This is a genomic window from Streptomyces sp. NPDC048255 (assembly GCF_040652415.1).
GTDB lineage: Bacteria > Actinomycetota > Actinomycetes > Streptomycetales > Streptomycetaceae > Streptomyces.
On the sequence record NZ_JBEZMA010000019.1, the window covers coordinates 15,140 to 38,410 of the forward strand.

Here is a 23,271-nt window from a genome sequence, read left to right on the forward strand (position 1 = left end):
GTGTGCGGTGGACGGCCTGCGGAGAGTGCCTCGGGAGCCTCAGACCGCTGCCTTTTTCAGCCGGCGCCGTTCGCGCTCGGACAGGCCGCCCCAGATGCCGAATCGCTCGTCGTTGGCGAGGGCGTACTCAAGGCATTCGGAACGGACTTCACAGGCCAGGCAGACCTTCTTGGCCTCGCGGGTGGAGCCGCCCTTCTCGGGAAAGAAGGATTCGGGGTCGGTCTGGGCGCACAGAGCGCGCTCCTGCCATCCGAGCTCCTCGTCCGCCTCCTCGACCAGCAGTTCCTGAAACAGCTCGGTCATGTGCGCCCCTCGCTCTGTCTGTGCGTCCCCGTGGTGTTGCCGTTACTGATCGCTACGTAACGACACGAGTGAAATTACAAGTGCGTGGCTCCGGAGCAGTCAAGCCGAGATCTGCTATTGGGCCCCTTATTCACTCTGCGGAACCAAGCGTATGCGGAAAGTGTTCATATCGCCAAAAATCGTGACACATGCAACGGGCGACCAAGATCCCGTCTTCACCTGTAACCCACGTGCCACCTTGCGGTGCGGTTGCGATCAAGCGGGTGAAGCGGCGCAGATCACATTCCGGTCACGACATGGCGGGTCGGGTTTGAGCCCGGCCATCGCGGCACATCCCCTGGCCCGGACTGCACAAACCTTTCTCCGTGCACAGTAACCGGATGAGGTGAAACTTTTGCCCCAAACCAGACATTGGGTTGACAGTCCGACCCCCGACCCGTTCTCCTTGTTCGCATGTCAGTGACCGCAGCCACCCCCGGGACCCCCATTCGTGGGTTCCTGTGCGCTGCCCAGGTTCACTGTTGCTGTTGCAGCTGTTGATGCCCGTGGAGCCACGGCTCCGCTGAGCTCCGGCCAGCCCCCCACAGCAACCGCCAGCACCACTGACATCCGTCGAGGTACCTCCACGATGAAGAGCACCAACAGCACCGCCCCCCTCACGAACACCGAGAGCGACCTCCAGATCGCCGGCGACATCCTCGCCGTCCAGCACCTCCTCCAGCCCGCCCGCGAACACCCGGCCACCGTCGCCGAGTTCGCCGGCCTCGCCCGCTCCGTCGCCGCGGACCGCGCCTCCTGGGAGCACCTGGTCCAGTACGACGCCACCACCCGCTGGTACCACCGGCTGCGCACCGGCCCCGGCTACGAGGTCTGGCTGCTCAGCTGGGTCCCCGGCCAGGGCAGCGGCCTGCACGGCCACGGGGACTCCTCCGGCGTCATGACCGTCCTCGACGGCGAGCTCACCGAGCACACCCCCCGCGGACGGCTCGCCCTGCGGGCCGGCTCCCAGCGCGTCTTCGCCCCCGGCTACGCCCACGAGGTCGTCAACGACACCCTCGACGGAGCGGTCAGCCTGCACGTCTACTTCCCCGGCCTCACCGAGATGCCGATGCACAGCTGCTCCCCGGCCGGTTCCGAGGCCGAGACCGAGGCCGTCTCCGCCTGAGCCCCGCGGCCTGACAGACTTCGGTGCATGCGCATCGTTGTTCTGGCCGGCGGTATAGGCGGCGCCCGGTTCCTCCGCGGACTCAAGTCGGCAGTGCCCGACGCGGACATCACGGTCATCGGCAACACCGGTGACGACATTCACCTGTTCGGGCTCAAGGTGTGCCCCGATCTGGACACGGTGATGTACACCCTCGGGGGTGGCATCAACGAGGACCAGGGCTGGGGGCGCGTCGACGAGTCCTTCACCGTCAAGGAGGAACTCGCGGCGTACGGGGTCGGACCCACCTGGTTCGGCCTCGGCGACCGCGACTTCGCCACCCACATCGTCCGTACCCAGATGCTGGGCGCCGGCTACCCGCTGAGCGCCGTCACCGAGGCGCTCTGCGACCGCTGGCAGCCCGGGGTCCGGCTGCTGCCCATGACCGACGACCGGGTCGAGACCCATGTCGCGATCACCGACGCGGGCACCGGGGAGCGCCGCGTCATCCACTTCCAGGAGTACTGGGTCCGGCTGCGCGCCTCGGTGGACGCGGAGGCCGTCGTACCCGTGGGCGCCGAGCAGGCCAAGCCCGCTCCCGGCGTGCTGGAGGCCATCGCCGCCGCCGACGTGATCCTCTTCCCGCCCTCCAACCCGGTGGTCTCGGTGGGGACGATCCTCGCCGTGCCCGGCATCCGCGAGGCCGTGGCCGCCGCCCAGGCGCCGGTCGTGGGCCTCTCTCCCATCGTCGGCGGCGCGCCCGTGCGCGGCATGGCCGACAAGGTGCTGGCCTCGGTGGGCGTCGAGTCCACCGCCTCGGCGGTCGCCCTGCACTACGGGACCGGGCTGCTCGACGGCTGGCTCGTGGACACCGCGGACGCGGACGCCGTGGCCGCGGTGGAGGCCGCCGGGATCACCTGCCGGGCCGTGCCCCTGATGATGACCGACCTGGCGGCGACGGCCGACATGGCCCGGGCCGCGCTGGACCTGGCCGAGGCCTCCCGGTGAGCGCCGCGCACCCCCCTCGCGAGCACGGTCCCTCGTACGAGGTGCGGGCCGTCGAGGGGATCCCGGAGGTCAGGCCCGGGGACGACCTGGCGAAGCTGATCACCACGGCCGCGCCCGACCTGCGGGACGGCGACGTCCTGCTGGTCACCTCGAAGATCGTCTCCAAGGCGGAGGGCCGGATCACCCGGGCCGGCTCCCGCGAGGAGGCCATAGACGCCGAGACGGTACGGGTGGTCGCGCGCCGGGGCACGCTGCGGATCGTCGAGAACCGGCAGGGCCTGGTGATGGCGGCCGCCGGCGTGGACGCCTCCAACACGGCCCCCGGCACCGTGCTCCTGCTGCCCGAGGACCCGGACGCCTCGGCCGCCGCGATCCGCGCGGGGATCCGTGACGCACTCTCCGTGGACGTGGGCGTGGTCGTGACGGACACCTTCGGGCGGCCGTGGCGCACCGGCCTCACCGACGTGGCGATCGGCTCGGCCGGCGTACGGGTCCTGGACGACCTGCGCGGGGAAACCGACGCGCACGGCAACCCGCTGAGCGCCACCGTGGTGGCGACCGCCGACGAACTGGCCGCCGCGGGCGACCTGGTCAAGGGCAAGGCGGCCGGGCTGCCGGTGGCCGTCGTACGCGGCCTCGGCCACCTGCTGGGCGAGGGCTCGGCGCGGGAGCTGGTCCGCTCCCCGCAGGACGACATGTTCCGGCTGGGGACCTCGGAGGCGGTACGGGAAGCCGTGACGCAGCGCCGCACCGTACGGGCCTTCACGGCGGAGCCGGTGGACCCGGGCGCGGTGCGCCGGGCGGTGGCGGCGGCCGTGACGGCCCCGGCCCCGCACCACACGACGCCGTGGCGGTTCGTGCTGCTGGAGTCCGCCCCGGCCCGGCTGGAGCTGCTGGACGCGATGCGGGACGCGTGGATCGCGGACCTGCGCGCGGACGGCAAGTCCGAGGAGTCCGTCGCCAAGCGGGTGCGCCGGGGCGAGGTGCTGCGGGCCGCCCCGTACCTGGTGGTGCCCTGTCTGGTGACGGACGGCGCGCACCACTACGGGGACGCCCGGCGCGACGGCGCGGAGCGGGAGATGTTCGTGGTCGCGATGGGCGCGGGCGTGCAGAACTTCCTGGTCGCGCTGGCCGGGGAACGGCTGGGCTCGGCGTGGGTGTCCTCGACGATGTTCTGCCGTGACGTGGTGCGCGAGGTGCTGGGCCTGCCGGACGACTGGGACCCGATGGGGGCGGTGGCGGTGGGGCACGCGGCGGAGCCGCCGCGTGAGCGGGGGGCGCGGGCCACTTCCGAGTTCATCGAGGTGCGGTAGCGATGGTGCTGGCCTTGTTGTTCTGGCTCGGGGTGGCGTTGGCGGCCGTCTTGGCGTTGGCGGTCGGCTTGGCGTTGGTGTTGGCCTTGGTCTCGGTGTTGGTGTCGGTGTTGGCGGCCGGCTCGGCGTTGGCAGCCGGCTCGGCGTTGGCAGCCGGCTCGGCGTTGGCGACTGTCTCGGCGTTGGTGTTCAGAGTTTGCCGATATCCGTCTTCGGCATCTTCGGGGTCCGGCGGGGCGGAACGCGGCCGGCGAGGAGGATGAGGCGGGCGGCGCGGTGGCGCTGGCCCGCGTACGGGGCGAGGAGCTCCAGCATGGCGGCGTCGTCGGCGTCCCGGTTCCCGGCGAGGGCGTAGCCGATGATGCCCGGCAGGTGCAGGTCGCCGGTGGTCACGGCGTCCGGGTCGCCGTTGCTGCGCTGGAGGGTTTCGGCGGACGTCCAGGGGCCGATGCCGGGGACGGCCTCCAGCCTCGCCGCGGCCTGCTCCGGTGCCATCGCCGCCGCCTCCTCCAGGCGGTGGGCCACGCGGGCGGCCCGCACGATGGTCGCCGAACGCTTGGCGTCGACCCCGGCCTTGTGCCAGTCCCAGGACGGGATCATGGCCCAGGCCCGGGCGGACGGCATGACGAACAGGTCCTGCGGGCCCGGCGCGGGCTCCCCGTACTGGCGCACCAGGCGGCGCCAGGCGCGGTAGGCCTCGTCGGCGGTGACCTTCTGCTCCAGGACCGTGGGGATCAGCGACTCCAGGACCAGCCCGGTGCGGGTGAGACGCAGGCCCGGGCGGCGGCGGTGGCTGGCGTGCACGAGGCGGTGGCGCGGGACGAAGGCGGCGGGGTCGTCGCCGGAGCCGAGGAGCGCGGGCAGCTGGTCGAGGATCCACTCGGCGCCGGGGCCCCAGGCTTCGGCGTGGACCTCCGCCGCCGTCCCGCTCACGCGGAGGGTGGCCGGGCCCTGGGGGGTCAGGCTGGCGCGCCAGACCGAGCCGTCGGGGGTGACGCGGAAGGTGGGGTCGGCGGGGCCGCGGCGGAGCGGGCCGAGGGTGAGACCTAGGTCTACGGGGCCGGTGGGGGCCCAGCGGCGTTCCCTGGCCCCTGCCGCGGCCGGGGCCCCGGTGCCGGGTGCCCTGCCGGGGGCGGTGACCCGCCTGGGCGGTACGTCGGCGCGGCCGCCGCGGACGGCGGCGCGGGTGAGCGGATCGAAGCGGCCGGCCATGCCTTGAGCGTAGCCCCCGCGCCGCGAACCCCTCGGGGCTCCGCCCCGCACCCCGCGCCTCGATCGCCGGCGGGGCTGGAATTGCTGCCGCCCGCCCGGCGGGGCTGGATTCGGCTGATGCCGTGCCGCCCGGCGGGGCCGTCCCGGTGGAGCCCGGCTCCGCCGGGACCTGGGGCTCCGCCGGGACCTGGGGCTCCGCCCCAGACCCCGCGCCTCAAACGCCGGCGGGGCTGGATTTGGCTGCCGCCCGCCCCGCGAGGCTGGATTGGTGCCGCCCGCCCGGCGGGGCTGGATTTGGCTGCCGCCCGCCCCGCGAGGCTGGATTGGTGCCGCCCGCCCGGCGAGGCTGGAATTGGCTGCCGTCCCCGGCGAGGCTGGATTGGTGCCGTCGGCCCGGCGGGGCTGGATTCGGCTGCCGCCCGCCCGGCCGGGCTGGATGTGGCTACGGACGGCCCTGGAGTTTCGCCGACGACGTGCGGGTCGTGCCGAGTTTGCCGTACAGCTGTTTGCCCGGGCATTCCGTGGCGAAGCCGTCTCGGTGGCCCGAGATGACGTTCATCGAGACGTTCTGGCCCTTGGGGTAGCGGTTGCCACCGCCCGAGGTCAGGGTCGTCTTCGCGCGCGGGTCGCGGCCGAAGAGGCCGAGCTTCCAGGCCGTGAGGCGGGCGACCGCGTCGACCGCCACCGCCGGGGGCGCCGTGGAGGTGTAGGTGCCCAGCACCGCGATGCCGATGCTGTTCGTGTTGAAGCCCAGGGTGTGCGCGCCGAGCACCGCCTTGGAGACCCCGCCCGCGCGGCCCTCGTACACGGTGCCGCACTTGTCGACGGCGAAGTTGTAGCCGATGTCGCGCCAGCCGCTGCTGAGCACGTGGTAGCGGTACAGGCTGCGCAGGACCGCCGGGGCGTCCTTGCAGGCGTAGTTGTTGCCGGAGGCGCTGTGGTGGACGAAGGCCGCCTTGACGGTGCTGGTGTAGACGAAGCCCGGCTCGCGCAGGGACTCGTCCGCGCCCCACCCCTTGCGGGTGACGATGCGCGGGCGCGGCCCGATGAACGGGACCGCCGCCGCGCTCAGCGCGCCGTCGCTGGCGAAGACCGCGTCGGCGGTGGAGTCGGCCTTGTCGAGCGCGGTGATCTCGTTGGCGCCGAGCGAGGCGTGCGGCAGGTTCGCCGCGGAGGACTCGGCCGTGCCCATCGACAGGCCCGGCACGACCACTTCGCCCTTGTCGTCGCCCACGGGGCCGCTGTTCTTGCCGTCCGGCGTCGCGGGCTGGTCCGCGCCGGGGTCGACGAGTTCGATCCGCAGGCCCGAGGGCAGCCGGGCGCCGGCGCGGGTGGCGGGGGCGCCCGGTTCCGCCTGGACGCGGACCTCCACCCCGTCGGACTCGCCGACCCACAGCGGGGCCGTGGCGCCGCGGACCCGGCCGGAGCCCCGTTCCACCGCGTCCGGGTCGGCAGCGTGCTCGCTGTTGTGCGTCTCGACGTCCTGCCAGTCGGACCAGGTGGCCGTCCGCGTGGAGCGGGTGCGTACCTGGACCCGGCCGTGGAGCTGGCTGCTCACGTCGTCCCAGACGACGCCGACCAGCGAGAAGGTCTTGACCTCGCGGGCCGGCAGCCCTTGCGTTTCCGGCACCTGTGGTGAGGCGCTCATGCCGGGGACACCTGGGGTCCGGTTCACCGCGGGTCCCAGGGGGACGAGCGGCAGCGACTGGGTGGACCCGGCCGGGGCCACGGGGACGGACTCAGCCAGGGCCGGAGTGGGGAGCGCGAGGGGCAGGGCCAGTACGGCGGCCGTCGCGACGCCGATCGAGGAAGCAAGGAATCCACGCATGAAAAGGATGGTGGGCAGGGTCAACGCCCGGCGCCATCCGAGAACTGACTGTCCGTCCGAAGCGGCTCGCACACCCCTCCCCCGTACGGTCGATCCGACGGCCCCCGTACGGGCGACGGGCCCGCGTACCCTGTGCCGGGTGAACGCCACTGACCGCACCCCTGCCGACCTGCTGCGATCCGCGCTCGCCGCCGATCCCGGCCGCCCGCTCGTCACCTTCTACGACGATGCCACGGGCGAGCGCGTCGAATTGTCCGTCGCCACCTTCGCCAATTGGGTGGCCAAGACCGCCAATCTGCTCCAGGGCGACCTGGGCGCGGAGCCGGGCGACCGGCTCGCGCTGATGCTCCCCGCGCACTGGCAGAGCGCCGTCTGGCTGCTCGCCTGCGCCTCGGTCGGGGTGGTCGCCGAGGTGGGCGGGGATCCGGCCGGGGCCGATCTCGTCGTCAGCGGGCCGGACACGCTGGAGGAGGCGCTGGCCTGTTCCGGGGAGCGGGTGGCGCTGGCGCTGCGCCCGCTGGGCGGGCGGTTCCCGCAGCCGCCGGCCGGGTTCATGGACTACGCCGTGGAGGTGCCGGGGCAGGGCGACCGGTTCGCTCCCTTCGCCCCGGTGGACGCCGAGGGGCCGGGGCTGGTCGTCGGCGGCGAGGAGCTCTCGTACGCGGAGCTGACCGGGCGGGCCCGCCAGGACGCGGAGAAGCTCGGCCTCGGGGAGGGCTCCCGGGTGCTGACCGGGCTCGGCTACGACACCTGGGAAGGGCTCTCGGCGGGGCTCTTCGCCGCCCTGGCCTCCGGCGGGTCGGTGGTGCTGTGCCGCAACCTCGACCAGGTGTCGGAGCAGGGGCGGGCGCAGCGGATCGAGAGCGAGCGCGTCACCCACACCGTCTGATCCCGGGCGCCCGCTCCGCGCTCCCTCTCCGCTCGTCCGCTCCGGCCTCCCTTCCGGCCCTCCCTTTCACTCCTTCCTTCCGCTCCTTCCTTCCGCTCCTCCCCCGGTCACCCACACCGCTCGACTGTGGGAACGGCCCGATTTGTCACCCGGACGGCCCTAGACAGGACCCTGCCCCCGGGCTGCCCGGACACCCCGGGGGGAGGATCGGCAGTGGCCGTACTCACCCGTACGGCTTGTTGTCGCAGCGGCGAGGGGACGGACGCGAGTGACCGACAGCGCAGGCATACCGGGTGGCACCGATGCGGCCGGAGGCACTCACAGGCCTCCGCACAGCCGCCGGCGCCGCCTGCTGCGCTGGATCGGCCTCGGGGTGGCCCTGCTGGTGCTCGCGGGGGCCGCGACCGGCTGGTGGCTCTACAACAAGCTCGACGGGAACATCACCGAGGACACCTCCGCCGCGGCCGAGCTGCGGCGCTACGAGCGCGACCGCCCCGGCCACTTCACCACGGCCGCCCAGAACGTCCTGCTGATCGGCTCGGACTCGCGCTCCGGCGAGGTGAACGCCCGGTACGGGCAGGACCGCGGCACCCAGCGCTCGGACACGACGATCCTGCTGCACCTGCCGGCGGACCGCAGGAGCGCGACCGCGGTGTCGATCCCGCGGGACCTGATGGCTCCGATCCCGGCCTGCCTGAAGGCGGACGGGAGCCGCACCACCGAGCAGTTCGCCCAGTTCAACTGGGCCTTCCAGTGGGGCGGGGCCGCCTGCACGATCCGTACGGTGGAGAAGCTCACCGGGATCCGGATCGACCACCACGTGGTCATCGACTTCGGCGGTTTCAAGAAGATGGTCGACGCCATCGGCGGGGTGGAGGTCTGCCTCAAGGGGCCGGTGAACGACTCCGAGGCCAAGCTGAAGCTGCCCGCCGGGCGCCAGATCCTGGCGGGCGAGCAGGCGCTCGGCTTCGTCCGCGCCCGTTACAGCCTGGGCAACGGCAGCGACACCGAACGGATGGAGCGTCAGCAGCAGTTCCTCGGCTCGCTCGTCAAGAAGGTGCAGAGCAACGGGGTCCTGCTCAACCCGGGCCGGCTGTACCCGCTCCTGGACGCGGCGACCTCTTCGGTGACCACGGACCCGGAGCTGGCCTCGCTGCGGGGCCTGTACGAACTCGTTCGGGGCGTAAGGGACATACCTACCGACCAGGTCAAGTTCCTGACGGTGCCCCGTCGGCCGTACACCGCCGACCCGAATCGGGACGAGCTGGTGGAGCCGGACGCCGCGCGGCTGTTCGAGCAGCTGCGGACGGACCGGCCGGTGACGGTGGCTCCGCCCGCGCCGGGGACCGGGATCGAGCCGGCGGAGGCCGACCCGACCGTCGGGCCGGGCGGGAAGGCCGGCGAGGGAACCGGTGAGGCCACCGGTGAGGCCACCGGTGAGGCCACCGGTGAGGGAACCGGCACGACCGCCGTTCCCGTCCCCACTTTCACCGGCACCACGGCGGGTACGGCCGACTGCCGGTAAAGCAATCTCAAAAGCCGGTGACCGAACCGAGCGGGATGAGCAGTTCGCCCCGTTATAAGGGGAGTGGAATTTGTCACCAGCATGGTTTGCAGCCGAACCTGGCGGATAAGGTGAGCGATCCGGTGCACCGACCAGCCAAGAAGGCCGTGCACCAGCAGCCGGATCGTTGACCGTGCGCCTGGGGGAGGCGCGTCGCGAGGCACCGACGGAGGATTCGAGCAACCGTGGACGCGCAAAGCCGTGGGCGGGCAGACGAGATCGACCCCGCTGACCAGTGGGTGATCAACCCCCGCACCGGCCACTACGAACTGCAACTGAGCCAATCCGCTCCGCAGTCGACCCCCTCAGTCACCCCGCCGCGCAGATCGGCCCCGCCGCGCACGGCCCCCGCCCCCACCGCCCCCTCGCCCGCGGTGCCCAAGCCGCGGCGCGGCGACGGGCCGCCCGGCGGCAGGCGCGGCGGGCGCTCGCGCAAGGTCGGCGGCGGCAGCCGCCGCAAGGCGCTGCTCATCACCGGCGGAACCCTCGCGTTCCTGCTGGTCGGCGGCTCGCTGGCGGCGTACCTCTACTACGACCACCTCAACGGCAACCTCAGCGTCACCGACATCTCGGGCGCGGGTACCGGCGGCTTCAAGAAGAACCAGGCCATCAACATCCTGGTCATCGGCACCGACAAGCGCAGCGGTGCGGGCAACGAGGGGTACGGGGACGCGGAGAGCGTCGGCCACGCGGACACCACGATCCTCTTCCACGTCTCCAAGGACCGCACCAACGCCACCGCGCTGTCCATCCCCCGGGACCTGATCTCCGACATCCCGGTCTGCCCGACGAAGCAGCCGGACGGCACGACGAAGAACGTCCCCGCGACCAAGGGCACCCGCTTCAACAACAGCCTGGGGCAGGAGGGGCGCGACCCCGGCTGCACGATGCGCACCGTCACGGGGCTCACCGGCATCGAGATCGACAACTTCATGATGGTCGACTTCAACGCGGTGAAGAACCTGAGCACGGCGGTCGGCGGAGTCCCGGTCTGCGTGGAGAAGGCCGTCAACGACCCCGACTCCAAGCTCCAGCTGCCGGCGGGCGAGAGCCGGCTGTCGGGCGAGCAGGCGCTGGCCTTCGTACGGACCCGGCACGCCTTCGGCAACGAGAGCGACCTGGACCGGATCAAGACCCAGCAGGCCTTCCTCAGCTCGATGATGCGCGAGATGAAGTCGAAGGAGACGCTGACCAGCCCGAAGAAGTTCTTCTCGCTGGCGGAGGCGGCCACCAAGTCGCTGACGGTGGACCAGGGTCTTGGATCGATCGGCAAACTCACCGATCTCGCGGGCGAGTTGAAGGACATAGACCTCAAGAACATCACCTTCACCACCCTTCCGGTGCTCGACAACCCGGCGGAGAAGGTCAAGGCCACCGTCGTGCTCGACCAGGCCCAGGCCGACCCGCTGCTGCAGATGATCCGGGGGGACGTCTCGCTCACGGAGGTCGAGAAGAAGGAGCAGGCCGCGAAGGAGGCGGCCGACGCGGAGGCGAAGGGCAAGCAGGACGCGCTGCTGGAGGGCAACCGGGCGGCGCCGGGTGACGTACGGGTGGACGTCTACAACGGCGGCGGGCCCAAGGGCGCGGCCTCCTCCACCTTGAACTGGATGCAGAACACCAAGGGCCTCGCCCGGGCCAGCAATCTCGGCAACGGCCCGAAGGTCGGGGCCACGCAGCTCGAGTACGCGCCCAACCAGGCCGACCAGGCCCGCGCCCTGGCGGACATCATGGGGCTGCCCGCCTCGGCCCTGAAGATGGGGGCCGCGGACGCCGGGCCGAAGACCCCGATGAAGCTGACGCTCGGTCCGGACTTCAAGGAGGCGGGGACGCCGCTGTCGCCGCCGGCTCCGCAGGAGCTCTCCGATGGGGTCCAGCGGATCGAGGCGGACAAGTCGGTCTGCGTGAAGTGACGGACCGCGACGACCGCGGCCGGTAGGACCGGCACGGAACAGACCACATGGGTTTTTTCAAAGGGGGGTACGTGTGAGGCACAGCAGCGTGCGAGGGGAGGGGGCGGCCGCCCAGGCCGACGGTGGCATACCCGTCGACGGCACGGACGCGTCCGGCGCGATACCCCCGCCCCGGGGCGGCTCGCGGGCGGCCCGACGGCGCCTGGCCGGCCGTCAGAACCGCCGGGGCCGGCGCCGCGTACTGCGCTGGGTGTCCTCCGTACTGTCCCTGCTCATACTCGGGACGGCGGCGGCCGGCTACCTCTACTACCGCCACCTCAACGGCAGCATCCACACGGACGCGCTGAACCTCGGCGAGAACAAGCTGGGCGGGTCCAAGCCCAACGCCTTCGGGCAGACCCCGCTGAACATCCTGCTCATCGGTTCGGACGCGCGCGACGGCGCGGAGAACCAGGCCCTCGGCGGGGCCTCGGACACCTTCGACGGCCCGCCCCTCGCGGACGTGCAGATGTTGCTGCACCTTTCGGCGGACCGCACCAACATGTCGGTGGTGTCGATGCCGCGCGACACCCTGCTGATGATGCCCAAGTGCACGGAGCCGAACGGCAAGGTGCACCCCGCCAGCAAGGGACTCGTGCAGACCAACGAGTCGCTCCAGCGCGGCGGACCCGGCTGTACGGTCGCCGCCTGGACCGAGCTGACCAAGATCCCCATCGATCACTTCATGATGATCGACTTCAAGGGCGTGGTCTCGATGGCGGACGCCATCGGCGGCGTCCCCGTCTGCGTGCAGGAGAACGTGCACTCGCGCAACAGCAAGGGCGAGGGCTCCGGTCTGAAGCTGCCGGCGGGCACGAGCGTCATCCAGGGCGAGACCGCCCTGCAATGGCTGCGTACCCGCTACGGCTTCGAGGACGGCACCGACATCGGCCGCACCCACGCCCAGCACCAGTACATGAATTCGATGGCCCGCGAGTTCCGCAAGAACGCCAAGCTCACCAATCCGGTGAAGCTCAACAGCCTGGCGCAGGCCGCGATCGACGCCATGGTCGTGGACACCGGCCTGAACAAGATCGACAAGCTGTACGACCTCAGCATGGAGCTCAAGAAGGTCCCGCCGGGCCGGATCACCATGACCACCATGCCGTGGGTCTACAGCACCCGGCCCGGCATGGACGGCCGGGTCGAGCCCAAGGCGGGCGAGGCCGAGGCCCTGTTCCGGATGGTCCGCGAGGACATCGCCCTCGACGGCCAGGGCTCCGCGGCTCCCGCGGACGCCGCCTCCCCGTCCGGGTCCCCGTCCCCCGGCGCCCCGACTCCCGCGGGCCAGCAGCCGAGCAGCCCCGCGGCCGCCGGCCCGACCGCGCCGGGCGCGGCCCCGGCCGAGTCCGCGGCGTCGGCCGCGGCGCGCTCGAAGATCGCGGTCACCGTCCGCAACTCCACCGGCGGCAAGGACGGCGCCGAGGCCACGGCCAAGCGCCGGGCGACCGAGGTCGCGGCCCTGCTGACCGCCAAGGGCTTCACCAGGGCCACCGCCGACAACCGGACCGGCGCCGAGGACACCACGGTGGTCCGCTTCGCCCGTGCGGAGCAGGAGGCGGACGCGAACGCCCTGGCCACCGTGCTCGGCCTGCCGGCCACCTCGGTGCAGAAGTCCGAAGAGGTCGCCGGGATCGTCCTGTTCGTCGGCAAGGACTGGCGGACCGGCGACCTGCCCGCCCCGCCGCCGCCCGCCCCGACCAAGGCCCCGGACTCCGCGCACCCGCTCAACGGTGACAACGACAAGGCCTGCATGGCGGTCCAGCCCGGCTTCACCTGGTAAGCGCGTACGAAGGGGGCCCGGTGGCTGTGATGACACAGCCGCCGGGCCCCCTTCGCGTACGTCTCAGACCTGCGAGGCGTCGCGGTGCACCGCCGGGCGGCGGCTCGCGATGACCTTGTTCGCGAGTGCGCGCGGGCTGGTCAGGAAGCCGAAGCCCCAGCACAGGTGCATGGTCGCGAGGGCGACGGGGATCTGCGCCCGCGCCTTCAGCGGGAGGCCCTTGCCCGCCGGTACGGAACCCGCGGTGATCGCCGCGAAGTAGGAGGCCGGGAGGGCGAAGGCCCACGGGGTGACGGCCACGCCCACGACCGCCGCGGCCGCGAGCGCGGACACGAGGGTCGGCGGGGCCAGGTACCGCACGTTGATGGAGCCCGCGTGGTAGCGGGCCACCACGTGCCGCCACCGGCCGTAGTCCTTGTACTGCTTGGCCAGGGCCCGCACGGAGCGCCGGGGGCGGTACTGGACCTTCAGCTCCGGCGAGAACCAGATCAGCCCGCCGGCCTCGCGGATGCGGAAGTTCAGCTCCCAGTCCTGGGCGCGGATGAACTCCTCGTTGTAGCCGCCCTGCTGCTCCAGCGCCTCGCGGCGGAAGACGCCGAGGTAGACGGTCTCGGCGGGCCCCGCCTGGCCGCCGGTGTGGAAGGGCGCGTTGCCGACGCCGATCCTGGAGGTCATCGCGGCCGCGACGGCCTCTTCCCAGGCGGTCTGGCCCTCGGCGTGCATGATGCCGCCGACGTTCTGCGCGCCCGTCTCCTCCAGGAGGCGGACGGCGGTGGCGATGTAGTTCGGCGAGAGCATGCCGTGGCCGTCTACGCGTACCACGATCGGGTGATGCGAGGCCTTGATGGCGGCGTTGAGCGCCGCCGGGGTCCGGCCGGTGGGGTTCGGGACGGTGTGGACTCGGGGATCCTCGGCGACGAGTTCTGCGGCGATCTCGTCGGTGCGGTCCGTGGACGGCCCCAGCGCGATCACCACCTCCATCTCGCCCGCGTACTCCTGTTCCAGGATGTGGCGGACGGAGTCGCGGAGGTAGTGCTCCTCGTTGAGCACCGGCATGATCACCGAGACTGCGGGCTGCTGGGCGGGCATGTGGTCCTTCAAGGTCGGGTATCGGTGTCACGTTACCGCGTACGGGGGAACCGGGTGCGCGCCGAGCGGGCAGTACGGACAGCGGCTGATCGTATGGGCCTACTGTTCTGACGAATCAGACGAATCTGGCCCATCTGTCGACCGGTCTCCCAGCCGACCCCCGCGGAGGTGTCCACCGTGCCCCAGCCGCACCGTCCCACCCGTCCCGCCAGGCCACCCCAGCCGCAGCGTGCGCGGCGCGGCGGTGTCGGTGGCCGCGGCGGAGGCGGGGGCGGTGCCCGCGGCGGTGGCGGTCCGGCGCGGCGCGGGGGCGACCGGCCGCGGTGGGGGGTGCGGATCGCGGCCGGGCTGTCGCTGGCGGTCCTGGGCTGCGGGGCCGTCGGGCACGCGGTGATGACCGGCCTGGACACCGGGATCCAGCGCGTGGACCCCTTCAAGGACATGAAGAACCGGCCGCAGGCCGGGCACGGCCTGAACTTCCTGCTGGTCGGCACCGACGGCCGGGAGAAGATCAGCCCGGAGGAGAAGCGCGAGTACCGCCTCGGCGGGGCTCCCTGCCGCTGCACCGACACGATCATGCTGGTGCACCTGTCGGCCGACCGGGAGCGCGCGAGCGTGATCAGCCTGCCTCGCGACAGCTACGCCCAGGTGCCCGCGCACCACGACCTGGTCACCGGCAAGGCGCACAAGGCCCACCCCCTGAAACTGAACGCGGCGTACGCGGAGGGCGGGCCCGGGCTGACGGTGCGGACCGTCGAGAACATGACCCGGGTGAAGATCGACCACTACCTGGAGGTGGACTTCACCAGCTTCATGAAGACGGTCGACGCCGTGGGCGGCGTGGAGATCTGCACCGCCAAGACCATGCGCGACCCCAACACCGGCCTCGACCTGCTGCCCGGCACCCACCGGCTCAGCGGCGGACAGGCCCTGCAGTACGTGCGCTCGCGCCATGTCGACGGCGCCTCCGACCTCGGACGGATGCAGCGCCAGCAGCGGTTCGTCGCCGCCCTGATCAAACAGGCGACCAACGGCGGTGTGCTGCTCAACCCCGTGAAGTTCAAGCAGGTCAGCTCCACCCTGCTCAGCTCCGTACGGGCCGACGAGGGCTTCGGCTCCGAGCAGATGCTCGCGCTCGGCCAGGCGATGCGGGACTTCACCCCGACCTCCTCCGAATTCGCCTCGGTGCCCGTCGGCAATCCCTCGTACCGGGTCAAGGGCATCGGCTCCACCGTCAAATGGGACGAGGCGAAGGCCGCCAAGCTGTTCGAGGCCCTGCGGGAGGACCGGCCGCTGGCCCCGGCCCGGCCCGGGCGGCCGGCCGGGCGGCCCGCCGCGGTGCCCGTGGACGTGCCCCCGCAGCAGATCCGGGTCCAGGTCGAGAACGGGACGCGGATCGACGGGCTGGGCGGGCGGGTGGACACGGCGCTGCGCGCCACCGGCTTCGACACCACCCGGGCCCCCGGCAACGGCGCCAGCCGCGAGGTCAAGCGCACGGTGATCACGTACGACCCGCGCTGGGACCGCTCGGCCCGCACGGTGGCGACCGCGCTGCCCGGCAGTGAGCTGCGGGCGGTGGCGGGCCAGGGGCGGACGGTGCTGGTGACCGCGGGCGCGGACTACCGCAAGGTGGTGCCGGTGCGGGCCGAGGACCCGTACCAGGGCCAGTTCGGGGTGGTCACCGGCGACCAGGTGGTCTGCGGGAACTAGCGGGCGCCGGTCCGGGCAGGGCAGGCGTGGCGGGTCAGTCGTCGAAGCCCTGCGCCGCCCGCTCCTCGCGCAGCGCCATGATCGCCTGGCGGCGGGCGAGGCGGTGGGTGCGGCGGATCTGGGCCTCCTGGTAGCGCCGCTCGTCCTGTTCCGTCTCGGGCAGGACGGGCGGGACCCCGCGGGGCTTGCCCTCGGCGTCCACCGCCGCGAAGACGAGGTAGGCGCTGCCGACCTGGGTGGCGGGGGTGGACTCGTTCCACCGCTCCGCGAGGACCCGCACGCCGATCTCCATGGAGGAGCGGCCGGTCCAGTTGCACTGGGCCTTCACGTGGACGAGGTCTCCCACGCGCACGGGGGCGAGGAAGGCCATCTCGTCCATGGAGGCGGTGACCGCCGGGCCGCCGGAGTGGCGGCCGGCCACGGCACCGGCCGCGTCGTCCACCAGCTTCATGATCACGCCGCCGTGCACCGTGCCGAGGAGGTTGGTGTCGTTGGCGGTCATGATGTGGCTGAGGGTGGTCCGGGAGGCCGAGGTGGGCTTCCCCGGCAGCTCGCCCGCTATCTGTGTCATACGCACACCTTAGAGCCGTACCGGAGGCATCAGCTCTGCAACAGCCCCGGTACGGAACCCCCACCGGGGTGTCGGTCGACACGCCGGGCCAGGCATCCTTGTGCGCATGAATGACTGGCCAGAGGGGTGGACCGGCGACCGCGACCAGCGCGGCCGGCGCGACGACGGATACGGGCGCGGCAGCGCGCAGGCGCAGCCCGAGGGCGCGCAGCGGATGCGGCACGTCCAGCGGCAGCCGGGGCCCCCGCAACCGGCACAGCCCCCGCAGCGGCGTCCCGGGCAGCCGGCGGTCCCGCCGCCCGGCCGGCCCCCGGCGGGCCCGCCCGCGTACGGGGTGCCCCCGCAGCAGACGCCGGGCCACGACACGTACGGCGGCTACGACAGCGGCTACAACACCGGCCAGGTCTACGGCGCGCCCACGGGCGGCGCTCCGGGCGGACCCGGCGGACCCGGCGGGCCGGGCGGGCCGGGCGGCGGACCCGTCCCGGTCCGGGTCGTTGTCGACTGGCGCAAGCGGATCAAGGTCGGCTCGATCGTGCTGGTCTCCGCGCTGCTGGTGACCACGATCTCCACGTACTTCTGGGCCGACTCCAAGGTGCGCCGCGAGGTGGACCTGTCCAAGGTCATCGAGCGCCCCAAGGAGGGCGACTGCACGACCTACCTGATCGTGGGATCCGACAGCCGCGAGGGCATGTCCGACGAGGAGAAGAAGAAGCTCCACACGGGCTCGGCCGACGGCAAGCGGACCGACTCGATGATGATCCTCGCGAAGTGCTCCAGCGGGAACACGATGATCTCGCTGCCGCGCGACTCGGACGTGGAGATCCCCTCCTTCGTCGGCTCCCAGTCCGGCAAGAAGTTCGCCGCCGAGGGGCGCCGGGTCAAGCTCAACGCGGCGTACGCGGAGGACGGTCCCGAGCTGCTGGTGCGCACGGTGGAGCACAACACGGGTCTGCGCATCGACCACTACGCGGAGATCGGCTTCGCCGGCTTCGCGAACATCGTGGACGCGCTCGGCGGCGTGGAGCTGAACATCGAGGAGGGCTTCAAGGACGAGAAGTCGGGCGCCGACTTCAAGGCCGGCAAGCAGACGCTGAACGGCGAGCAGTCACTGGCGTTCGTCCGCACCCGCTATGCCTTCGCGGAGTCGGACCTCCAGCGGACCAAGAACCAGCAGAAGTTCCTGTCGGCCCTCGCGAGCCAGGCGGCCACCCCGGCCACGGTCATGAACCCGTTCGCCCTGTACCCGACGCTGGGCGCGGGTCTGGACACCCTCATCGTGGACAAGGACATGGGCCTGTGGGACATGGGCCAGATGTTCTTCGCGATGAAGGGCGTCAACGGCGGTGACGGCGTGTCGATGAACATGCCGATCTCCGGCCAGCGCGGCGGCAACCTGGTCTGGGACAAGGCCAAGGTGAAGGAGCTGGTGAAGCAGATCCAGAACGACGAGAAGGTCACCGTCCGCGGGAACTGACCGCCCCGGCGGGCGGCCACGCCGGGCGGCGCGCGCGGTGCCTCGTACGGCAGGCGCGCGCCGGGGTCCGGCCGCGGCGGTGACCCGGTGTCAGGAGTCCGACGAGAAGCGGATCGCGGAGGCGGGCAGCTGGGCCTCGCACCACACGCGGGCGCCGGTGCGCAGCTCGTTGTCGGCCCCGACGACGGCGCCGTCACCCACGACGGTGCCGTCCAGCACGGTGCGCGCGCCGACCTCGGCGCGGGCCCCGATCAGGCTGGCGTTGATCTGGGCGTCCGGGCCGATGACGGCGTCGGCCAGCACGATGGAGCCCTGTACGACGGCGCCCGCCGCGATGCGCGCGCCGGCGCCCACGACGGTGCCCCCGGACAGCTTGGCCCCCGCGGCCACCTCGGCGCCGGGCAGCACCAGGGACTCGCCGCGGCGGCCGGGGACCGCCGGGGAGGGGACGACGCCGCGGACCAGGTCGGCGGAGGCCTGGATGATGGACTCCGGCTTGCCGAGGTCCATCCAGTAGGTGTTCTCGGTGACGCCGTGCAGCCGGGCGCCGGAGGCGAGCAGGCCGGGGAAGGTCTCGCGCTCGACGGAGACGGGGCGGCCGGCCGGGATGGAGTCGATCACGCTGCGGCGGAAGACGTAGCAGCCGGCGTTGATCTGGTCGGTGATGATCTCCTCGGGGGTCTGCGGCTTCTCGGTGAAGGCCAGCACCCGCCCCTCGGAGTCGGTGGGGACCAGGCCGAAGGCGCGCGGGTCCTCGACCTGCACCAGGTGCAGGGAGACGTCGGCGTCGGCCGCCCGGTGGGACTCGACCAGGCCGGCGATGTCCAGGCCGGTGAGGATGTCGCCGTTGAAGACGAGGACGGAGGAGTCCGGGCCGCCGGTGAGGAGCTGCGCGGCGTTGCGGATGGCGCCGCCGGTGCCCAGGGGCTCGTCCTCGACCACGTACTCAAGGGTGAGGCCGAAGTCGGATCCGTCGCCGAAGTAGGGCTCGAAGACCTCGGCGAGGTAGCAGGTGGCCATCACGATGTGCGTGACACCGGCGGCGGCGGCCCTGGCTATCTGGTGGGCGAGGAAGGGGACACCGGCTGTGGGAACCATCGGCTTGGGGGTGTTCACCGTGACGGGCCGCAGGCGCGTCCCCTGTCCGCCGACCAGCAGGATCGCTTCCGTCATTACGTTCTCCCCAACCGGTTCTGGCGTACGAAGGTTCAAATTTAGCCCATCCGGAGGCATGAAAAGGCCGGAGGCGGGGGATGAGATCCGCCTCCGGCCGGGTACCGCTTACGGCAGGTTGCGCGCCATGACGATGCGCTGGACCTGGTTCGTGCCTTCGTAGATCTGGGTGATCTTGGCGTCGCGCATCATGCGCTCCACCGGGTAGTCACGCGTGTAGCCGTAGCCGCCCAGGAGTTGGACCGCGTCGGTGGTGACCTCCATGGCCACGTCGGAGGCGAAGCACTTGGCCGCGGCGCCGAAGAAGGTGAGGTCCTCGTGGGCGCCGCCGGCGGAGACGCGCTCCGAGCGGGCCGCCGCCGCGTAGGTCAGCTGGCGGGCCGCCTCGATCTTCATGGCCATGTCCGCGAGCATGAACTGCACGCCCTGGAAGTCGCCGATCGGCTTGCCGAACTGCTTGCGCTCCTGGACGTAGCCCTTGGCGTAGTCCAGGGCGCCCTGCGCGATGCCGAGGGCCTGGGCGGCGATCGTGATGCGGGTGTGGTCGAGGGTCTTCATCGCGGTGGCGAATCCGGTGCCCTCGGCGCCGATCATGCGGTCGGCGGGGATCCGGACGTTGTCGAGGTAGACCTCGCGCGTCGGGGAGCCCTTGATGCCGAGCTTCTTCTCCGGGGCGCCAAAGGAGACGCCCTCGTCGCCCTTCTCCACGACGAAGGCGCTGATGCCCTTGGAGCGCTTCTCGGGGTCGGTGACGGCCATGACCGTGTAGTACTCGGAGACGCCCGCGTTGGTGATCCAGCGCTTGACGCCGTTGAGGACCCAGAAGTCCCCGTCGCGTACGGCGCGCGTCTTCATGCCGGCGGCGTCGGAGCCCGCGTCCGGCTCGGAGAGCGCGTAGGAGAACATCGCGTCGCCCTTGGCCAGCGGGCCGAGGTACTTGGCCTTGAGCTCCTCGGAGCCGGAAAGGATCACCGGGAGCGAGCCGAGCTTGTTGACGGCCGGGATGAGGGAGGACGAGGCGCAGACGCGGGCCACTTCCTCGATCACGATCACGGTGGCGAGGGCGTCGGCGCCCGCGCCGCCGTAGGTCTCGGGCACGTGGACGGCGTGCAGGTCACTGGCGACCAGGGCGTCCAGCGCCTCCTGCGGGAAGCGGGACTCCTCGTCGACCGCGGCTGCGAACGGCAGGATCTTCGCCTCGGCGAGCGAGCGGACCGACTCGCGGAGCATGTCGTGCTCCTCGGCCGGGCGGTACAGGTCGAAGTCGGCAGAACCCGCCAAGATCTCTCACTCCCCAAGATGATGCGTGATGCTAACTACCGTTAAGTAACCCAAATCTTAGTGTCCGGCGTCCCGGCAGCGATATGTACGGCGTACGTGAGCTGCGTGACAGCGGTGTCGGAGCCGGGCACCCGCTGGAGAACGTCCCCCCGGGCGGGCCCGACTATGCTCAGTGGCCGCAAACGGCCCCGCACCTCTGGAGCACCCATGGCCCCCCTCAGGATCACAGTGATCGGCACCGGATACCTCGGCGCGACCCACGCCGCGGCGATGGCGGAGCTGGGGTTCGAGGTGCTGGGGCTGGACGTCGTGCCCGAGAAGATCGAGATGCTGGCCTCGGGCCGGGTGCCGATGTACGAGCCCGGGCTGGAGGAGCTGCTGGCCCAGCACGTGGCCGGACTGCCGGGCTCGACCGGGCGGCTGCGGTTCACCACCTCCTGGGAGGAGGTCGGCGCGTTCGGCGACGTCCACTTCGTGTGCGTGAACACCCCCCAGAAGCACGGTGAGTACGCCTGCGACATGTCCTACGTGGACTCCGCGATGGCCTCGCTGGCCCCGCACCTGACCCGGCCGGTGCTGGTCGTCGGCAAGTCGACGGTGCCGGTGGGCTCGGCGGAGCGGCTCGCGGCGAAGCTCGCGGAACTGGCTCCGGCGGGCGCGGACGTGGAGCTGGCGTGGAACCCGGAGTTCCTGCGGGAGGGCTTCGCCGTGCAGGACACCCTGCACCCGGACCGGATCGTGGTCGGCGTACAGGGCGAGCGCGGCGAGAAGCTGCTGCGGGAGGTGTACGAGACCCCCATGTCGGAGGGGACCCCGCTGGTCGTCACCGACTTCCCGACGGCCGAGCTCGTGAAGACCGCCGCGAACTCCTTCCTCGCCACCAAGATCTCCTTCATCAACGCGATGGCGGAGGTGTGCGAGGCCGCCGGCGGTGACGTGGTCAAGCTGGCGGAGGCCATCGGCTACGACGAGCGGATCGGCGCGAAGTTCCTGCGGGCCGGGATCGGCTTCGGCGGCGGCTGCCTGCCCAAGGACATCCGGGCCTTCATGGCGCGCGCCGGTGAGCTGGGGGCCGACCAGGCGCTGACCTTCCTGCGGGAGGTCGACTCCATCAACATGCGGCGCCGCGGGCACATGGTCGAGCTGGCCCGGGAGGCCGTCGGCGGGTCCTTCCTCGGCAAGCGGGTCGCCGTGCTCGGCGCGACCTTCAAGCCCGACTCCGACGACGTACGGGACTCGCCCGCGCTGAACGTGGCCGGACAGATCCACCTCCAGGGCGGGCAGGTCACCGTCTACGACCCCAAGGGCATGGACAACGCCCGGCGGGTCTTCCCCACCCTGGGGTACGCGGACTCCGCGGTGGAGGCGGCCCGGAGTGCGGAGGTCGTGCTGCACCTGACGGAATGGCGCGAGTTCCGCGACCTCGATCCGGCGGAGCTGGGCCGCGTCGTCACCGACCGGCTGGTCCTGGACGGCCGCAACGCGCTGGATCCGGTCCGGTGGCGGGCCGCCGGCTGGACCTACCGGGCGATGGGGCGGCCCCGCGCGTAGCGCCGGGCGGGAGCGGGGGCCGGCCGCCGGGCCGCCGGGCCGCTGCGCGGGGCCTCCCCCACCCCACCCCTTCCCGTAACCGGGGCTGCCGCCCCGGACCCCGCCGGGGGCTCGGGCTTCGCCCTGCCCCTTCCTGGGGCTCCGCCCCAGACCCCGCGCCTCAAACGCCGGCGGGGCTGGATGCGCCGGACCCCGGCCGGGGGCCGCCAGCAAGGCTGGATGCGCCGGACCCCGGCCGGGGGAAGGTACGGCCCGGCCTCCGACGGACGGAGTTCGGCGCAGCGGGCCGATGCCCGGGAGGCGCCCCGGCGCCGAGCGGTGCGAGGGCTGCGTCAAAAGGGAGTAGGAGCAGCCCTGCGGTGTTGGGCCGCGCGGGCGGTGAATTCCGCGTCGCGGATGACCCGTTGGGCGTTGCCCCAGGTCAGCAGGGCCAGGTCGGCTTCTGACCAGCCCCGGTCCAGGAGTTCCGCGATCAGCCTCGGGTAGCCCGAGGGGTCGGTCAGGCCGGAGGGGCGGGGGCTGCCCGGTTCGGCGCCGAAGGCGGCGCCGAGGCCGACGCAGTCCGGGCCCGCGACGGCCCGTACGTGCTCGACGTGGTCGGCCACCGCGTGCAGGGAGTCCCCGGTCCGCGCGGTGTCGAAGGTGACCATGGCCAGGCCGTTCGCCGCGTGCAGCGCGAGCAGCACCTCGTCGGTCACGTTCCCCGGGTGCGGGTTCAGCGCCGCCGCGGCCGTGTTCGAGATGATCACCGGGGCCTTGGAGGCTCCCGCGATCTGGCAGGCCGCGGCCGACGGGCAGCCGGCCAGGTCCAGCAGGATCGAGAGCCGGTTCGCCTCCCGGACCGCCTCGTGGCCGAAGGCCGTGAGGCCCTCCTGCGCCCAGGGCGCTCCCGCGGGCGCGAGGATCCGTACGCCCAGGGCGTGGAAGGCCCGTAGGGCGCCCAGGGAGTCGATGAGGGCGCGGCCGGGCACGGGGCCGAGGAACGAGGCGATCCGGCCCCGGTTGCGGGCGTCCGCCAGGTCGTCGGCGCTCAGCGCGAGGCAGAGGCTGTCGGGGTAGCGGCGCATCAGGGCCAGCGCCACGTCGATCTGTTCGAGGGTGTCGGAGACCACCTGGTCGGCGGCCACCGCCTCGTGCGGGGTCAGCAGCGACCAGAACTGGGCCCCCACCCCGCCGGCGCGCAGCCGCGGGATGTCGGTGTCGACCCCGGTGTCCGGGGTGTCGATGTCGTGGTACGGGCTCTGGCGCAGGGTCCAGACCAGGGTGTTGCACCCGTCCGCGACGGGATGGACGGACAGCAGCGCGGCGGCCCGGTCGAGGGCGCCGGGCACCGTCGTGGCGGGGATGTCCTCGGCTCCGAGGGAGGCGGGGCCGACGGGGACGTGGCCCGCGTCGGGTCGTTCATCCTGCAGGTCGGCCATGGCAT

18 protein-coding genes are annotated in these 23,271 nt (G+C 72.3%); 10 read left to right on the forward strand and 8 right to left on the reverse strand.

All coding sequences use genetic code 11. From position 1 onward, the window contains the following. Positions 1-39 precede the first annotated feature (39 nt). On the reverse strand, positions 40-303 hold the full coding sequence (locus tag AB0D94_RS17375; protein ID WP_003983763.1) for a WhiB family transcriptional regulator: 264 nt from the start codon (positions 301-303) through the stop codon (positions 40-42). A gap of 628 nt (positions 304-931) precedes the next feature. Here AB0D94_RS17375 and AB0D94_RS17380 point away from each other — a divergent pair. The 3 genes from AB0D94_RS17380 to AB0D94_RS17390 are packed head-to-tail and all read left to right on the forward strand — an operon-like array spanning position 932 to position 3,768. After that, a complete protein-coding gene (locus tag AB0D94_RS17380; RefSeq protein ID WP_362052139.1) occupies positions 932-1,468 on the forward strand; it encodes a cysteine dioxygenase family protein in 537 nt (178 codons plus the stop codon). A gap of 27 nt (positions 1,469-1,495) precedes the next feature. Beyond that, complete coding sequence (gene cofD, locus AB0D94_RS17385) at positions 1,496-2,455, forward strand: 2-phospho-L-lactate transferase (protein WP_362052141.1); 960 nt, start codon at positions 1,496-1,498, stop codon at positions 2,453-2,455. Then, entirely contained in the window at positions 2,452-3,768 is a 1,317-nt protein-coding gene (locus tag AB0D94_RS17390) for a coenzyme F420-0:L-glutamate ligase (protein WP_362052143.1), read from the forward strand. The genes cofD and AB0D94_RS17390 overlap by 4 nt, the downstream gene beginning before the upstream one ends. A 189-nt stretch (positions 3,769-3,957) precedes the next feature. Here the strand turns inward: AB0D94_RS17390 and AB0D94_RS17395 are convergent, their stop codons facing one another. After that, positions 3,958-4,980, reverse strand: a complete 1,023-nt coding sequence (locus AB0D94_RS17395; protein WP_362052145.1) for a DNA-3-methyladenine glycosylase 2 family protein — start codon at positions 4,978-4,980, stop codon at positions 3,958-3,960. Positions 4,981-5,422: 442 nt separating this feature from the next. Next, entirely contained in the window at positions 5,423-6,808 is a 1,386-nt protein-coding gene (locus AB0D94_RS17400) for a peptidoglycan recognition protein (protein ID WP_362052147.1), read from the reverse strand. A 139-nt stretch (positions 6,809-6,947) separates the two neighbouring features. Between AB0D94_RS17400 and AB0D94_RS17405 the strand changes: the two genes are divergently transcribed. From AB0D94_RS17405 to AB0D94_RS17420, 4 genes are all read left to right on the forward strand, one after another. Beyond that, a complete protein-coding gene (locus tag AB0D94_RS17405; RefSeq protein WP_362052149.1) occupies positions 6,948-7,697 on the forward strand; it encodes a TIGR03089 family protein in 750 nt (249 codons plus the stop codon). 286 nt (positions 7,698-7,983) lie between these two features. Beyond that, positions 7,984-9,222: an LCP family protein gene (locus AB0D94_RS17410; protein WP_362052292.1), complete on the forward strand. Its 1,239-nt coding sequence runs from the start codon at positions 7,984-7,986 to the stop codon at positions 9,220-9,222. Positions 9,223-9,446: 224 nt separating this feature from the next. Continuing rightward, positions 9,447-11,171 (forward strand): LCP family protein, encoded by a 1,725-nt coding sequence (locus AB0D94_RS17415; protein WP_362052151.1) that lies wholly within the window; start codon positions 9,447-9,449, stop codon positions 11,169-11,171. A 73-nt stretch (positions 11,172-11,244) separates the two neighbouring features. Beyond that, positions 11,245-12,993: an LCP family protein gene (locus AB0D94_RS17420; protein WP_362052153.1), complete on the forward strand. Its 1,749-nt coding sequence runs from the start codon at positions 11,245-11,247 to the stop codon at positions 12,991-12,993. Between the two features lie 63 nt (positions 12,994-13,056). Here the strand turns inward: AB0D94_RS17420 and AB0D94_RS17425 are convergent, their stop codons facing one another. After that, positions 13,057-14,082, reverse strand: coding sequence for a glycosyltransferase family 2 protein (locus AB0D94_RS17425; protein ID WP_362052155.1), 1,026 nt, complete (start codon positions 14,080-14,082; stop codon positions 13,057-13,059). 330 nt (positions 14,083-14,412) lie between these two features. Between AB0D94_RS17425 and AB0D94_RS17430 the strand changes: the two genes are divergently transcribed. Further along, positions 14,413-15,792: an LCP family protein gene (locus tag AB0D94_RS17430; RefSeq protein WP_362052157.1), complete on the forward strand. Its 1,380-nt coding sequence runs from the start codon at positions 14,413-14,415 to the stop codon at positions 15,790-15,792. Positions 15,793-15,826: 34 nt separating this feature from the next. Here AB0D94_RS17430 and AB0D94_RS17435 read toward each other — a convergent pair whose 3' ends face one another. Next, complete coding sequence (locus tag AB0D94_RS17435; protein ID WP_362052159.1) at positions 15,827-16,363, reverse strand: acyl-CoA thioesterase; 537 nt, start codon at positions 16,361-16,363, stop codon at positions 15,827-15,829. A gap of 106 nt (positions 16,364-16,469) precedes the next feature. Here AB0D94_RS17435 and AB0D94_RS17440 point away from each other — a divergent pair, with 106 nt between their 5' ends. Further along, the gene (locus AB0D94_RS17440) at positions 16,470-17,840 is read left to right on the forward strand and encodes an LCP family protein (protein ID WP_362052161.1); all 1,371 of its coding nucleotides are present in this window, start codon (positions 16,470-16,472) and stop codon (positions 17,838-17,840) included. 90 nt (positions 17,841-17,930) lie between these two features. On the opposite strand, the gene AB0D94_RS17445 is transcribed toward AB0D94_RS17440, so the two are convergent. Then, the gene (locus AB0D94_RS17445; protein ID WP_362052163.1) at positions 17,931-19,013 is read right to left on the reverse strand and encodes an NDP-sugar synthase; all 1,083 of its coding nucleotides are present in this window, start codon (positions 19,011-19,013) and stop codon (positions 17,931-17,933) included. A gap of 108 nt (positions 19,014-19,121) precedes the next feature. Further along, a complete protein-coding gene (locus tag AB0D94_RS17450) occupies positions 19,122-20,294 on the reverse strand; it encodes an acyl-CoA dehydrogenase family protein (RefSeq protein ID WP_266936360.1) in 1,173 nt (390 codons plus the stop codon). Between the two features lie 207 nt (positions 20,295-20,501). Between AB0D94_RS17450 and AB0D94_RS17455 the strand changes: the two genes are divergently transcribed. After that, positions 20,502-21,845 (forward strand): UDP-glucose/GDP-mannose dehydrogenase family protein, encoded by a 1,344-nt coding sequence (locus AB0D94_RS17455; RefSeq protein ID WP_362052166.1) that lies wholly within the window; start codon positions 20,502-20,504, stop codon positions 21,843-21,845. A 332-nt stretch (positions 21,846-22,177) separates the two neighbouring features. Here the strand turns inward: AB0D94_RS17455 and AB0D94_RS17460 are convergent, their stop codons facing one another. Continuing rightward, entirely contained in the window at positions 22,178-23,266 is a 1,089-nt protein-coding gene (locus tag AB0D94_RS17460; protein WP_362052167.1) for a membrane dipeptidase, read from the reverse strand. Positions 23,267-23,271 lie beyond the last annotated feature (5 nt).

What these genes read in the sequence shown, in the direction of transcription:
- AB0D94_RS17395 (WP_362052145.1), bottom strand. Translation starts at nt 4,980, where the DNA reads ATGGCCGGCCGCTTCGATCCGCTCACCCGCGCCGCCGTCCGCGGCGGC.
- AB0D94_RS17425 (WP_362052155.1), bottom strand. Translation starts at nt 14,082, where the DNA reads ATGCCCGCCCAGCAGCCCGCAGTCTCGGTGATCATGCCGGTGCTCAAC.
- AB0D94_RS17455 (WP_362052166.1), top strand. Translation starts at nt 20,502, where the DNA reads ATGGCCCCCCTCAGGATCACAGTGATCGGCACCGGATACCTCGGCGCG.
- AB0D94_RS17435 (WP_362052159.1), bottom strand. Translation starts at nt 16,363, where the DNA reads ATGACACAGATAGCGGGCGAGCTGCCGGGGAAGCCCACCTCGGCCTCC.
- AB0D94_RS17440 (WP_362052161.1), top strand. Translation starts at nt 16,470, where the DNA reads ATGAATGACTGGCCAGAGGGGTGGACCGGCGACCGCGACCAGCGCGGC.
- AB0D94_RS17380 (WP_362052139.1), top strand. Translation starts at nt 932, where the DNA reads ATGAAGAGCACCAACAGCACCGCCCCCCTCACGAACACCGAGAGCGAC.
- cofD (WP_362052141.1), top strand. Translation starts at nt 1,496, where the DNA reads ATGCGCATCGTTGTTCTGGCCGGCGGTATAGGCGGCGCCCGGTTCCTC.
- AB0D94_RS17375 (WP_003983763.1), bottom strand. Translation starts at nt 303, where the DNA reads ATGACCGAGCTGTTTCAGGAACTGCTGGTCGAGGAGGCGGACGAGGAG.
- AB0D94_RS17400 (WP_362052147.1), bottom strand. Translation starts at nt 6,808, where the DNA reads ATGCGTGGATTCCTTGCTTCCTCGATCGGCGTCGCGACGGCCGCCGTA.
- AB0D94_RS17445 (WP_362052163.1), bottom strand. Translation starts at nt 19,013, where the DNA reads ATGACGGAAGCGATCCTGCTGGTCGGCGGACAGGGGACGCGCCTGCGG.
- AB0D94_RS17460 (WP_362052167.1), bottom strand. Translation starts at nt 23,266, where the DNA reads ATGGCCGACCTGCAGGATGAACGACCCGACGCGGGCCACGTCCCCGTC.